14 protein-coding genes are annotated in these 13,823 nt (G+C 34.8%); 5 read left to right on the top strand and 9 right to left on the bottom strand.

Annotated elements, in window-relative coordinates; all coding sequences use genetic code 11:
• Positions 1-248 precede the first annotated feature (248 nt).
• From rpiB to J1N10_RS11520, 3 genes are read left to right on the top strand one after another with little or no spacing between them, the layout of a single operon-like run.
• Positions 249-689, top strand: a complete 441-nt coding sequence (rpiB, locus tag J1N10_RS11530) for a ribose 5-phosphate isomerase B (RefSeq protein ID WP_262326859.1) — start codon at positions 249-251, stop codon at positions 687-689.
• A gap of 6 nt (positions 690-695) precedes the next feature.
• Positions 696-2,066 (top strand): LUD domain-containing protein, encoded by a 1,371-nt coding sequence (locus J1N10_RS11525; protein WP_262326858.1) that lies wholly within the window; start codon positions 696-698, stop codon positions 2,064-2,066.
• 45 nt (positions 2,067-2,111) lie between these two features.
• Positions 2,112-2,555, top strand: a complete 444-nt coding sequence (locus J1N10_RS11520) for an RrF2 family transcriptional regulator (protein ID WP_262326857.1) — start codon at positions 2,112-2,114, stop codon at positions 2,553-2,555.
• Here the strand turns inward: J1N10_RS11520 and J1N10_RS11515 are convergent.
• On the bottom strand, positions 2,545-2,967 hold the full coding sequence (locus J1N10_RS11515; protein WP_262326856.1) for a VanZ family protein: 423 nt from the start codon (positions 2,965-2,967) through the stop codon (positions 2,545-2,547). The genes J1N10_RS11520 and J1N10_RS11515 overlap by 11 nt on opposite strands.
• Before the next feature lie 106 nt (positions 2,968-3,073).
• Between J1N10_RS11515 and hemW the strand changes: the two genes are divergently transcribed.
• Positions 3,074-4,201, top strand: a complete 1,128-nt coding sequence (hemW, locus tag J1N10_RS11510; protein WP_262326855.1) for a radical SAM family heme chaperone HemW — start codon at positions 3,074-3,076, stop codon at positions 4,199-4,201.
• Positions 4,202-4,590: 389 nt separating this feature from the next.
• Complete coding sequence (locus tag J1N10_RS11505; protein WP_262326854.1) at positions 4,591-5,448, top strand: cation diffusion facilitator family transporter; 858 nt, start codon at positions 4,591-4,593, stop codon at positions 5,446-5,448.
• Positions 5,449-5,560: 112 nt separating this feature from the next.
• Here the strand turns inward: J1N10_RS11505 and J1N10_RS11500 are convergent, their stop codons facing one another.
• The 8 genes from J1N10_RS11500 to J1N10_RS11465 all read right to left on the bottom strand — a co-directional run bounded on the left by J1N10_RS11500 (position 5,561) and on the right by J1N10_RS11465 (position 13,391).
• Positions 5,561-6,475 carry a helix-turn-helix domain-containing protein gene (locus J1N10_RS11500; RefSeq protein ID WP_262326853.1) on the bottom strand — a complete coding sequence of 305 codons (915 nt, stop codon included), beginning with the start codon at positions 6,473-6,475 and terminating at the stop codon, positions 5,561-5,563.
• A gap of 48 nt (positions 6,476-6,523) precedes the next feature.
• On the bottom strand, positions 6,524-7,477 hold the full coding sequence (locus J1N10_RS11495) for an SDR family NAD(P)-dependent oxidoreductase (RefSeq protein ID WP_262326852.1): 954 nt from the start codon (positions 7,475-7,477) through the stop codon (positions 6,524-6,526).
• A gap of 740 nt (positions 7,478-8,217) precedes the next feature.
• Complete coding sequence (locus J1N10_RS11490) at positions 8,218-8,718, bottom strand: GNAT family N-acetyltransferase (protein ID WP_262326851.1); 501 nt, start codon at positions 8,716-8,718, stop codon at positions 8,218-8,220.
• Positions 8,719-9,054: 336 nt separating this feature from the next.
• The gene (locus J1N10_RS11485; protein WP_262326850.1) at positions 9,055-10,008 is read right to left on the bottom strand and encodes a CorA family divalent cation transporter; all 954 of its coding nucleotides are present in this window, start codon (positions 10,006-10,008) and stop codon (positions 9,055-9,057) included.
• Between the two features lie 144 nt (positions 10,009-10,152).
• Positions 10,153-11,916, bottom strand: a complete 1,764-nt coding sequence (locus tag J1N10_RS11480) for a CocE/NonD family hydrolase (RefSeq protein ID WP_262326849.1) — start codon at positions 11,914-11,916, stop codon at positions 10,153-10,155.
• A 138-nt stretch (positions 11,917-12,054) separates the two neighbouring features.
• Complete coding sequence (locus J1N10_RS11475) at positions 12,055-12,240, bottom strand: helix-turn-helix domain-containing protein (RefSeq protein WP_262326848.1); 186 nt, start codon at positions 12,238-12,240, stop codon at positions 12,055-12,057.
• A 20-nt stretch (positions 12,241-12,260) separates the two neighbouring features.
• Positions 12,261-12,926, bottom strand: a complete 666-nt coding sequence (locus tag J1N10_RS11470) for a hypothetical protein (protein ID WP_262326847.1) — start codon at positions 12,924-12,926, stop codon at positions 12,261-12,263.
• 90 nt (positions 12,927-13,016) lie between these two features.
• Positions 13,017-13,391, bottom strand: a complete 375-nt coding sequence (locus J1N10_RS11465) for a hypothetical protein (protein ID WP_262326846.1) — start codon at positions 13,389-13,391, stop codon at positions 13,017-13,019.
• Positions 13,392-13,823: the final 432 nt, after the last annotated feature.

The following is a 13,823-nucleotide window of genomic DNA, read 5'->3' as shown; positions in this document are numbered from 1 at the left end:
ATAATTTCTTTGGTTGTTAATGTTTAAAGTGGGGTTAAAAACGGTTTAAAAATCGCGATAAAATAAATGGCTTACCAACATCAATTATTCAGAAACATGCCTGTATTGTAATAATAGATTAAAAAATCAAGACAAACTTTTAAAAAATAATCAAAGAAAGCTGACAGGTTTTTAACATTAAACAACAGGTTTTTTAACATGTTTTAAAATGCCTCAAGCATCGTTATCTTTGTCAAAAAATAAATAAGATGATTTTCAAAACTGTAGCATTAGCAGCCGACCATGCAGGCTATCCGGTCAAAGAAGACATTAAGCAATTTTTAACTGACCAAGGTGTAGAAGTAAAAGACTATGGTACTTATTCTGAGGAAAGTACAGATTATGCCGATTATGCTCACCCAATGGCGAGTGCGGTTGAAAACAACGAATTTGAAATTGGAATTGCTGTTTGTGGCAGTGGAAACGGAATTAACATGACTGTTAATAAGCACCAGGGAATTAGAGCTGCACTGTGTTGGAGTGTTGAAATCTCGGAGATGGCGCGCCTGCATAATGATGCTAATATATGCACTGTTCCAGGACGTTATGTTAGTAAAGAAGAAGCCATCAATATTGTTGATAAATTTGTTAACACCGAGTTTGAAGGTGGAAGGCACCAAAAACGTATTGACAAAATACCTGTAAAGTAAGTTTTATTGAGTACCGTTCGTACATTTAAAAAAGATGCTGCTCGTGTAGCCAGTGATTTAAATCACCGTCGTATTATTCAATTTAATATGTCGAAATACGATGCGGCTGTTTGTGCAGGAAAAGAAAGGTACGACAATTTAAAGCTTGCCAAGGAAACAGCTTCATCTATAAAAGATAATGTGATGGAGCGCCTGCCTCATTTTCTCGAAACATTTGAGATAAATGCTATTAATAATGGTACTGAAGTTAGGTGGGCTGAGAATTCTACCGACTTAATCGAACAGTTATCCCATATTTTACAAGTTGAAGAAACTAAGATGCTTGTAAAAAGTAAATCGATGGTAACTGAAGAAGTTGAATTGAATTATCATCTTGAAAATATTGGTATTAAGTCTGTTGAAACCGATTTAGGTGAATTTATTGTGCAGGAGGCTGGCGAAAAACCATACCATATTGTAACGCCGGCTATGCATAAATCGAAACAAGATATTGCCGATTTGTTTCATGAACGTTATCAAATAGCTAAAGACCTGACAGCAGAGGAATTAACAGGTTTTGTTAGAAACTTGTTAAGAACGAAGTTTATTCACGCTGATGTGGGAATAACGGGCGCTAACTTCTTATGTGCCAATGAAGGTGTAGTAGCGGTGACAGAGAATGAGGGGAATGCATTACTATCTGCTTCTTTTCCTAAACTACATATTGTTATTACCGGTATTGAAAAAGTTATTCCATCTATTGAGCAATTGCCACTATTTTGGCCATTGTTGGCAGCACATGGAACCGGCCAGCAATTAACGGTTTACAGTAATTTATTTTTTGGTCCCAAAAAAGCAGATGAGATTGATGGACCAGAGCGTATGATAGTTTTTCTCTTAGATAATAAGCGTTCGGAGATTTATACAGATAAGTCGATTCAGAAATCACTTAAATGTATTCGCTGCGGGGCTTGCCTAAATGCTTGTCCGGTTTATAAAAATATTGGTGGATACTCCTATGCAACAACCTATAGTGGCCCGATAGGTTCGGTATTATCCCCTCACTTTAAAAACTTTGGCGAATATAACCATTTAAGTTTTGCTTCATCGTTGTGTGGCAAGTGTGAAGAAGTGTGTCCGGTAAAAATTCCTCTGACCAACATGTTACTTTATAATCGGCAAGCTGCTCAAGAGTATCAAACTGTGGTTGATAGAAGTGTCAATACTATATTATATAAAGTATTATCCAGTAGGATTTTAATGAATGTATTTGGAGGGTGGATTAAAAATAATTTGCTAACAATGGTCAGGAATAATACGATTGGAAAGCAAAAGAAATTATCGCCATTTGCAGCAAAAACATTTAATCAACAGTGGAAAAAGCATATAAAGAGATAAAGGTTTTTTAATGATTTTATTACCTTAGCCACAAACTCAATAAAAATGTTATCAAACACTTGCAAATATGCCATTCGGGCTGTTATCTATTTAGCTGTAAATGATGAGGATGGTAAGAAAATAGGTATCAAGCAAATTTCAAAGGATCTGGATATACCTACTCCTTTTCTTGGAAAAATTCTTCAGAGCCTGGCTAAACAAAAACTTTTAAAAAGTACAAAAGGACCACACGGTGGTTTTAGCATTGGTCGCTCTGCTGAGGATATTACACTTTACGATATTGTTTCTATTATTGATGGCAGCGATGTGTTTACCAATTGTTTAATAGGCATGCATTCGTGTAAAAGTAATAGCAGCGATGGTTATGCTTGCCCGGTTCACGAGCAGTATAGTTCTATCCGTAAACAAATGTTTGATTTCTTTTCAAATGAAACAATCGCTAAGATTCTTTCAAACATGGAAGAAAAATCGGATTACATTAAACTTTAAACATTGGTTCTTTTAGCGGGAATAACATCCACTTACTGAAAAAGGTGTTATTCCTAAAATAAGCTACAGCAACAAATGCTGCAATAATACCACATCCGTTTGCCAACATATCCCACCAGTCACCACTTCTATAGGGAGTGATGGTGTATTGAAGCACTTCCATTATTCCACCATAGATAAGCGGTAAAATTAAAATCTTTGAAATTCGCGTAATGGTTTTATGGTGATGAATGTAATATTCAAACATAAACACAAAACCAAGTGTGAAATACATCAGGAAATGAACAATTTTATCGAAGTGTGGTATAATTGGCAGGTTATCTGGTTTAATTTTAGCAGTATTCACCAAACTTAATACAGTAATAATGAAAATAATACTTAAGGTTTTATGGTATTTTTTGAAATAATACATTTAACTGTTTAATGTGTTAATAACTTTAAATTTAATGTTTAAAAACTGTTGATAACTGGTTAATAACCGGCTGTTTTTCAGTGTTTCACGTGAAACAATCCTAGTAATGGCAGGCATTTATATACATGTTCCGTTTTGTTATACACGATGTTCATATTGTGATTTTTACAAAACAACTGATCAACAATTAAAAGACGAATATATTAAAGCTCTTTGTAAAGAAATAGAGTTAAATCGTTCTTTTTTGTTAAAAGAAACGATTCAAACCATCTATTTTGGTGGAGGAACACCTTCAACCCTCAACGTTGATAAACTAGAAACGATTCTTCAAACACTTCAACAATTTACTTCATTTAAATATCTTCAGGAGTTAACGCTTGAGGTGAATCCCGATGATGTTAATGCTAATTATATCAAGCATATTGTTGGTATTGGCGTCAATCGTTTGAGCATGGGTATTCAAAGTTTTTTCGATGCACATCTTCGTAGAATGAATCGTCGACACAACGCTGAGCAAGCACGAAATGCGATACGTATTGCCAAAGAAAATGGTATTAAAAACATGAGCATTGATTTAATTTATGGTTTGCCCTATATGACTTTTGATGAATGGCAGGAAAATGTGAGATTGGCCATTGAAAGTGATGTGCAGCATATATCAGCCTATCACCTCACCTTTGAAAAGGGCACCTTGTATTACGATTATTTGAAGAAAGGAAAGCTAACTGAAGTGCCTGAAGAGTCAAGTGTTGAGCAGTTCGATTACCTGGTTTCGCAACTAAAAAAAGCTGGTTTTGAGCATTACGAGATTTCTAATTTTGCCAAAAAAGGTCTTGAGTCGAAGCATAATAGCAACTATTGGACGGGTTTAAAGTATCTTGGTTTAGGTCCTTCAGCACATTCGTTCGATGGTGAAAACCGCATGTGGAATGTACGCGATATTAAAAGATATTGTGACGCCCTAAAAAATAAACAGTCGTATTTTGAGCAAGAAACATTATCAGATACCGATAGATACAATGAGTTTATCATGCTCGGTTTACGCACCCAAAAAGGATTCAAAATGAATTTATTGGATGCTTTTAATGCGACAATTAAGCAATATTTTAATGATGAGTTAAAGCAGCAAATCGCTCAAAACAACGTAACGCTTCATAATGGCTATTGCTTTGTGTCTGAAGATAAAAAAATGATTATCGATAGTATTATATCTGATTTTTTCTATGTTGAATAAAAATGTGTTTCCCGCAGATGACGCGGATTATCGCAGATTATTAACTTGATTTTTTGTTGTTTCTTTAGCTAGTCAAAGGGCAACACGTAAAAGCACTTGTCGAAGGCCTGTGGTAAAAACCAAGCATCATCATGAGGGCTGTAGACCCGATATATTACAAATAACACCTTACGAATACATCACGTAACGACCTTTCAAGTCTATTTTTTGGATTTATAAATACATCCGCTCCTAACTAAGGTTAAATTATGCTTTCGCAAGCTCAGCTAACATTTTTTCTTATAGTCTATTGTCTTTTGTCTAGAGTCTAATGTCTTTTATCTTACTTCTTTTTTTATAAACAAACGCCTATTTTCGTTTGTCTTAATCATTGATAAAACAGTGTTTCAATGGAAAATAAAACCGGCATACTAGCCACCTATGGTTCTATCTTATTAAATATTTTTTTATTCGCTATTAAATTTTGGGCTGGCATGGTAAGTGCTTCGGTTGCTATTATTGCCGATGCCTGGCATACGCTGAGCGATAGTATCTCATCGGTAGCTGTATTGATTGGCTTAAAAGTATCGGCCAAGCCCGCCGATAACGAGCATCCCTATGGCCACGGACGCGCCGAAGTAATTGCTTCCATTGTGGTAAGTATGTTGTTGGCAATCATTGGTTTTTCTTTTTTGAAAGAATCGATAATTAAACTACAAACGCGCAGTGAAGTACATTATGGAACTATTGCCATTGTTGTGACGGTTGTTTCTTTGGTGGTAAAAGAATTTATGGCGCAATATTCGATTATGATAGGCAAACGTACCAAATCAAAATCGATGATTGCCGATGGCTGGCATCACCGCTCCGATGCTATTTCGTCGTTAGTAATATTAGTGGGAATATTTATTGGACGGTATTATTGGTGGATTGATGGCATATTGGGCATTATTGTGTCTTTGCTGTTGTTTTATACCACCTACTCTATTTTAAAGGAAAACATCAGTCATTTGTTGGGCGAGCGGATCGATGATGATTTGCGTGGTGAAATTATTGCTTTGGCACCTGAAGTAGCTGATTTTAATTTGTATCCGCACCACTTTTTGGTGCATCAATATGGTAGCCATACCGAAATGACCTTTCATATTCGTTTACCGGCTGATTATACCATTCATAAAGCCCACGCAATTGCGACTAAGTATGAAATATTAGTGAAAAAACGAACCAATATACAGGCAACGGTGCATATTGATTCGCTGGAAGAGTAATTGTTTCTCTTATAACCTATACAATATTCGTCCCTGGCTGTTGTACTGGTTCACTCGTGTGATTTGTTGTTTAAAATATCACGCGAAAGAATTCGCGATAACGGGGTACAACTTAATTAAACGACTGTCTAAATTTTAAAGGAGAAGTTTTTGTTTTTGTTTTGAATAATTTGCTAAATGATTGTGGATGTTCGAATCCTAATTCATAAGCAATCTCGCTTATAGACGCTTGGGTAGTTGATAGTTTCTCTTTCGCTTTTTCAATTAGCTTTTCATGTATGTGCTGCTGTGTGCTTTGGCCAGTAAGTGTTTTTAGCATCTTGCTCAAATAGCCTGGTGTTACATGCAGGCTATCAGAAACATATTGTACCGTAGGTAATCCATTTTCAATAATCATACTGCTGTTGATATACTTATTCAAAACCTCTTCAAATTGGTCAATAAGAATGTGATTGCTTTTTTTGCGAGTGAGGAACTGACGGTTGTAAAAACGGTCGGAATAGATAAGTAATAACTCCAACTGAGCTATAATTAAGTCGTGGCTGAATTTATCAATATTTGATTGGTATTCTTGCTTAATAATTGCTACAATACCGGTAATTATTTTTTCCTCTTTTTCGGATAAAAACAAGGCTTCATTGGTGGAGTATTCAAAAAACTCATACTTCTTAATATTTTTTGCCAATGAGGTACCCCAAAAGAAATCGGGATGAACAAGAATTAAAGTAGCATTAAGAGGTGCGCTCACATCGTTTTCAATTGAAAATACCTGTCCTGGAGCTACAAATGACATAACGCCTTCATCAAAGTCATATTCTTGCTGTCCGTACCGCATTTTACCTTTAAAATTGCGCTTAATAGCAATGGCATAGAAATCGAAGACAAAAGATAACGAACCATTCCCCTGCAAATTAACAACCAATTCAGAATCAATCACACTAATTAATGGGTGCTCCGGGCTGGGAAGCCCCATTAACTGGTGATACTGGTTGATAGTTTTAATTCTCTGCAACTCGTTGTTTTTCATAAAAGCGTGTTTAAAACTCCGTCTAAAGTAGCATGACAAGTTCTGTAATTAAGATAAAATGGTGTAAATATCCTGATATTTAGTTAGTTTAACACTATCTTCCCAAAGTTCCTTTGCAATTGTTTTATTGTATGAATCTTTTGATGAGGCAATCTCCTCATATATCTGAAAATATTTTCCGCTTACGTTCTCTAATTTAGAATCCAGAAGTAATCGGGCCATCGCTTCACCTGATTTTTCTGGCGTACTGGCGACAACACCCATTATTTTAAGTAACGATTTGCCTAACCAACTATCCATGATGGTTTTTCTTATATTATTTTCCCCTGCAAGGTTTGTCCCAGGACACGCCCCTGGATCAAACGAATTAACTGTTATCTGTTTATTCCCTTTTTTAAGAATTCTATCGAGTTCATAAGCAAATAAAAGATTGCACAACTTCGAGCTTGTATATTTTTGGCCTGATGTTAGCTTATATTCTGAATTAGGATGAGCTAACCTCTCAGCTCCCAGATACATTGCTTGACCTACTAATTTACCTTCTCTAATAGCCGGATTATGGGTATTACTGCTGACAACAACAACTCTTGCTGGTTCAGCAAAACTGGGTAACAAGAGGTTTGTTAACAAGAAGTGTCCTAAATGATTTACCCCAAAAGTTAATTCAAACCCGTCTTTTGTGTATTCGATAGATTCACCGGATGTTATACCCGCATTGCAGACAAGCCCTTGCAGTGGTGGTAAATTCTTCGACTGAAATTCTGCAACAAAATTTCTTACAGATGCCAGTGAAGCTAAATCCAATTTTAGGAAACTCAGATTTTTGTTTCCTGTTTCTTTTGTGATAGTCTCAGCCGCTTGTGTTCCTTTGTTGGCGTTTCTGCAAGCCAGTATAATATGCCAGCCTTGGTTGGCGTTGGCAATTGTTTTGGCACATTCAAATCCTAAACCTGAATTGCCACCAGTAATAATTACTGTTTTTGTAGTCCTTGTATTTCCCATATTTATCTGTTATTAATATGGTACAAAATTAAGGGGCTAAAGCAGTTGATTTGTAGCTAAATCTATCTTTATTGTAGCCAAAAAATAATTAACATTGATTAGCACTAATACTCATCAATGTCAATATAAAACACAAAAATCGCTTTAATACAAAATTTATAAGCACTCTTGTTAATAGATAAGTTGTATATACTTTTCTCATATTTCAATGCCTCTGGCTGCCGTACTGGTTTACTCGTGTGATTCGTTGTTTAAAATATCACGCAATAGCGGGGCATTATTTTTTCTCTAATTCCTCTTAATAAGAGAATACAGAAAATGATTTCACTATTCAATAGGCTATTAGCTTTTTGTCTTTCTTAACCACCTAACTTGAAAATAAACGAAAAGAAGATTTATTGCAATTGATAATCCGATAAATAACCCAGTCAGGAAATCTATAATATCACTATTGGATGCATAGACTTTTAATGCTAATGCAATTGTTAGGAAAATCATTCCTAATGGAATAAATAATAAGTGATTCTTTTGCATAGTGTACTATTTAAAATTGATTATACGACTTTAAAAAGAGAAAACTACCTCTAATCACCAATATCTGCATAAAGCCATAAAATTAACGGTTATTTTCTTTTCATTTTTAACACCAAATCAATCTTTGGCGGTGGTGGCCGAAGCCACGAACCATCAGAAATTCACCTCGCCCCTTTTGCTTTATGTTGGCTTGTTGGCGGTAGTTTTTATATTTTCTTTTCGTAAAGGTTATAGCTAGATAATGGAAATTCTTTCATTCCAATTTTTTTAAATCCTAGATTTTCATAATATCTGCAAAGCTTTGGGTTTTTAGAATCTGCATCAAGTCTTAAATAGTTACAATCATCGTTTTTTGCATTTCTTTCAATCTCCTGAAGTATTTTGGTTCCGAGCCCTTTCCCATTATACTTTTCTTTTATTACTAAGGAATGTATGTATTTTGCCTTTTCTTTTTGTTCTCCCCAGTAAAGCAAGTCGTCATTCAGAATTCTAACCATACCGATATTTTCTCCACTTTGTTCGTTTATGAAAAAAAATTCATTATTTCGAATTCCTTCTTCTACCCATTCTATTTTTTCTTTGGGAGGATTTTTCCAATATTGCCAATGGTCAATTTTCATTTTGCTGATTTTTTCAGCTGCCTCTTTAAGTAATTCTAAAACTTTAGTCTTATCCTTTTCTTCTATTTGTCTAAACTGAAATTCCATTTGTAAATTTTGAGGTTAAATTACCGCCAACGTTACGTGTATTGTGTTGTAAGGGATTGCGGGCTTCAAACCTATCAAGTTACCACCCAAAATTGATGTGGGTGACACCATTCGAAAACCTCTGTAATCCTTATACACTATACACATTGTTACCGCCAGTATTTATTTTAAAAAAGTCTCATTATAAAATATATTCGAATGTTTCTGATTCCTCGAATTTCCATTAATCATGAATATTAAGATAGTCAAACTAATAGTGCTTGTTTCATGTTTTGAAAGCTTAACAATACTATTCTTACCATCCTTGTTTTTAACAGTTTTTTATTTCTAAATTATTTAAACCCATTTCTTTCTTTTAAAGTATATGAATGGTATTATAGCAGCAAATAACATTGCTAATATTGCAATGGGGTAGCCATACTTGTTATTTAGCTCGGGCATATTAACGAAATTCATTCCATATACACCTGCAACTAATGTGGGTAAGGAGATGCACACGGTAATTACTGTTAGTATTTTAAAAATATTGTTTTGTTCTAGTTCAATTTTATTGGTAACATTTTCTTTCAAATCGTCTAACCTATCAAAGTTAAACTGTATATAATCCGAAACGACATTCAAATCGTTTAACTCATTTTCGATACTGTCTTTTAGCATTATTTGCTGTTCCCATTTACTTTTTCTATATAAATTAAAAACTCTTGTGGTTTCAATTAGTGACTCTTTTATAAGCAAATTATTAAAGTTGTATTTAGTAATCACATCCATATCCACCTTTGTAAATTCCTTTTCAATTAAAACCCTGTTGGCAAGCAATTTCACTTTTTTAGTAAGGTTTTCGGTGATATCGGCATAATAATCAGTAATAAACTCAATCATTAATTTAAATATCATATTTACATCCGATAATTCACGCATTTTTATAAACTTATTAGCATAGGTTTTATTGAAGAACTCATCGGGCCCTAAACTCGAGAAAAGGAATAATCCATACGACGACATGATTAAGAATATAGGCTCTTCAACCAGTCTGTCTTCAGTATTATAAAAGGGTATTGAAAAATGAAAGGATGCCTGATTCTTATTTTCCAAAAAGTGAGAACTTATTTCGATGTCCTCGTATTTTTGCATTATAGAAAAATCAAGTTCGAAATTATCTTTAAGCCAATTTATTTCTGATTCCTTATAGTCAATAAACTGAATAACATTGAAGTCCAGTTCCTGGTTTTCTAATTCTTGAATATTTTGAACTTTAAGTATTTCGTTGCTTTTGAGTATAATATCAATCATGATAAATGCATTTAAAATTTGGACTATTAAATTTATTGTATTTTTTACAGTATTTGAAATCTAATGTGTCAATCCTAAGTAATGTACAACGACTACTTAAATTCAATGTGAAAATAGGCAGTCGTCGCACATCCTCTGAATAAACTATCCCTCTTTAACCGGAAGTTGAAGATATGATGGATGAGAACCACCGGTATGAATAATGTGTTTGCCTTTGTTTTTAGGTACGAAGCCTGCTGTTCCGGGCATTATAGCACCCAAATCGTTTCTTGAGCTAATTATAAATCGTAATTGCTCGCCCGGATAAAAGATCATACCTAAAGGGAAAATGTCGATTTCGATTTCTACAATCTCGCCTAGCTTGAGTTTTTCAACACGGTCGAATGTATGTGCCGGAACTTCTTCAGTAGATAAATTTTTGTCCAGGTTGCGTGATGAAACCCGCAATCTGCCGTTTGCACCTTTGTACCGTAGGACCGAAGCACCACGTTCACTTAAATCCTGCATAAGAGGCCCTTGGTTAGGCACAACAAATTGTTGCAACTGGCTACCATACTTATCTAACTTTTGTATAAGTACAAAAAGATCCATATCATCAGCACCGTCGGCTTCGACCCACAAATGAGCTTTTGGATAACCAACTAATTCGGTTTCTTTATCAAAGCGTATTCCAAAAGATGCCAGTCCATGTTCAGTATCTGTGTCATACACCACAGGTACTTCACTGGAAGGATTCTCCTTTACCAATCCGCGGGTTAGACCATCAAAGTAAAATTTATGGTTTGAGACTTCTTTGGGCGGAAATTGGGAGGCTGGCAAATTGGTTCGGTCACCACCTTTAAAATCGTGCAGTGAATAACGAACTCTGGGTGTGTTTTCCCAACCGTTATCTTTACCCTTTAAGTAGTGATCGAAAAAGCGCAATAGATCTTCTTTATTACTTTCTTCGTAATAGTCGGGCCATTCCTGTGTATTATGTATTCGCAACCATTTCTCTTCAGAGGCCATTCTTCTCCACGCCCTGAATGTACCTGCCGTGTGCAATGTGTTGGAATAGCTGGCTACAACATACGCAGGAACCTTAATCTTTTCAAAATTAGCGATTTTGTCTTCCCATATGTTGTTGTCAGCCAAGGGGTAATGCAAAGCTTCGGCATGAACATCTTCTCGTTTACCTTTTCCTACATGGTTTACCTGAAGTCGTTTTGTAAAGTTAAGATCTGGCATTCCACCACGCATTACCAGATCGCGATAACCATCACTTAATCCTTCCCAGGGATTAATCGCAACCAAATGAGGAGGTTGTTCGGCAGCTGTAAACCACTGCGAAAAGGCAAGATAAGAGGTGCCACTCATTGCAACTTTACTGTTACACCATTTTTGTACGGCGAGCCACTCGATTAAATCATGACAGTCTTTTGCTTCTTGTCTTCCTATCATTGAGCTGTCTCCTTCTGATTTTGCAATACCCCTAGGGTCAGGATTGCAAACAGCATAACCTTTTGAACACCAATATGCAGGATCGGGACCTTCAAATTTAGCTAAGCCAGACAGCATGCTGTTATCCATGCCTAACATATTAAAAAGTCCTGTAGTTTTGGGTGCCGAACCGCCGCTTTTCCCATAGGGACTCCACACAACAATTACCGGAACTTTTTCATTATTTGCCGGACGAAATATATCTGTGTAAATCTTAACACCATCGCGCAATATAACTTCAACATCTTTTTCTAAAACAATATCTACTGGCAAGGATAAAAATTGTGAGTCTAACTGAAAACCTTTTGGTAAGGTTCGTGTTCCTGGTTCGAACTTACTTAGAATTCCATGAGCAATTCCAGCTTCATACGTATATGAAGGCTTGTAAATTGGGCTTACACTTTCCTGTCTTTTTTCTTGATTTTTCATAATTCAACTTTTTTAAATTCCTTTTCCTAAGCCAAGAAATTTTTCGATCGATCAACTTAATAACTCAGCATAACAAAAGTATTTCAGCGAGCTATCAAAAGTTGATAGTAATCAAACCAAAAAGTATAAATATCAAACCTAATTATTGCGAAAGTATTTTGGCGTATGTCCGGTCGCCTTTTTAAAGAAGTTGCTGAAATAATTTGAATATTCAAAACCAAGCGCATAGGCAATATCAGCTATACTCCAATCGGTAAATCTTAGCAAGTTTATTGCCTCGGCTGTTAAGCGTTCAGCAATTACTGTGATGGTAGACTTACCCATTATTTTCTTAACGGCTCGGTTTAAATAGTTAATATGAATAAAAAGTCGGTTTGCATAATCCTGAGCTGCTTAAGTTCCAATGGAGCACTTAAGTCTTCTATTGGAAATTGACGCTCCAGCATTTCCATAAAATGAGAACAGATTCTTAATGAAGCATCGTTAAATTGGCTATAATGCTCAGCCGGGCGCATATCCATAGCCTCGTGAACCATTAATTGAATATAATTACGCATCAGGTCATCTTTATAAATATATCCTGTAGAGGCTTTATCAATCATCGTTTCAAATATTTCTATAAACTTATCTAGTTCCAAATCACTAAGTTTAAAGGCCGGGCTTTCAGAATATTTGAATAAAGGAGATTCCTGAATACTTTGTAAACGTTCAATTGGCTTTAAAAAACTTTCTGTAAACACACAAGTATAGCCCATTTGGTTTTCAGCCAGAATCTCAGTTGCATATGGAATTCGTGGGTTTGCAAAGAAAAGATAAGCTCCGTCTAGATGAAAAGAACGATTGTTGTAGTGCACTTTGCTATTTCCGATACTTAAAAGTATTAAATAGAAATATCGTCTTCCAAAGGCTGACGGCTCACCCTTAGGAACATAGTTTTTACTAACCCGAAAGCCTTTAAGTTTTAAGGCAGCATTTACTTCTGGACTCGAAAATATCCTCTGCGTTTTCATCAAGCCTAAAGTTAAAAATTCGAAACAAATTTATCTTATTAAAAGGAATGTGAAATTATTTGTTAGTTTGTTTTATTAATTTACCGTATTCTACTCTAAAGCTTGAAACCCGATAGAAATAGTCCATTCCCAAAAGCTACCACTTATATGAATCATGTTTGTATTTGGGTATAATCCTTTGTAGTTATATTTGGCATAATCAAATTCAGAATCCACATTTACAAAGCTTAGTATTGAATCGTACGTCATGATTAATATACTATCTGAACTTATTTTTGCAAAATCATCTTTTCTTAAATCATAATTTGGAGTAATTGATAAATCCCCATATTTGTTATAAAGTGTGTCTGAGATTGATTTTAAAATAAAGGCATTACCACTAATTATTAATTTATCAATAGCCTTTCCGTTTAATTTAATTGAAATATCTGTGTTTTGAGTTAAAGTTAAATCCTTTTCTATCAATTCTTTTTTTTCTCAACAATTGAAAGATCTACCTCTTCCTCTTGTTAAGTATTAGTTTTACAACCGAAAATTACGATAAGTATAAGCAAATAATTAATTGTTTTCATATGTCATTTTTTATCAAAAAAAGATTTAACTAAAATTTCAAGATCACTCATTGTTTCCATTAAAATAAGTTAATCTGAACAATCTTAAAAATTTCAAATTCATATATATTTTTTTAGTTTTAAATGCGATTTAAATATTGTGTTTATTCTGCATTTACACTTTACAAGATATAAAAAAAGTGCCCGTGTGCCTTACCGAACAGGGTTTTATAATTAACATGTTATGAACGGTAAGGGAGAAAGATTAAGGTTAAGAATAAGGTTTAGGTTTATAGGAATATAAGTGCGTAAGGAAAGCCGTGGACAGCCAACGAACAAGGCTAGG

The organism is Carboxylicivirga litoralis (genome assembly GCF_025499605.1).
In the GTDB taxonomy this organism is placed as follows: domain Bacteria; phylum Bacteroidota; class Bacteroidia; order Bacteroidales; family Marinilabiliaceae; genus Carboxylicivirga; species Carboxylicivirga litoralis.
Note: the sequence above shows the minus strand (reverse complement) of the source record. Positions and strands in the feature narration are given on the sequence as shown.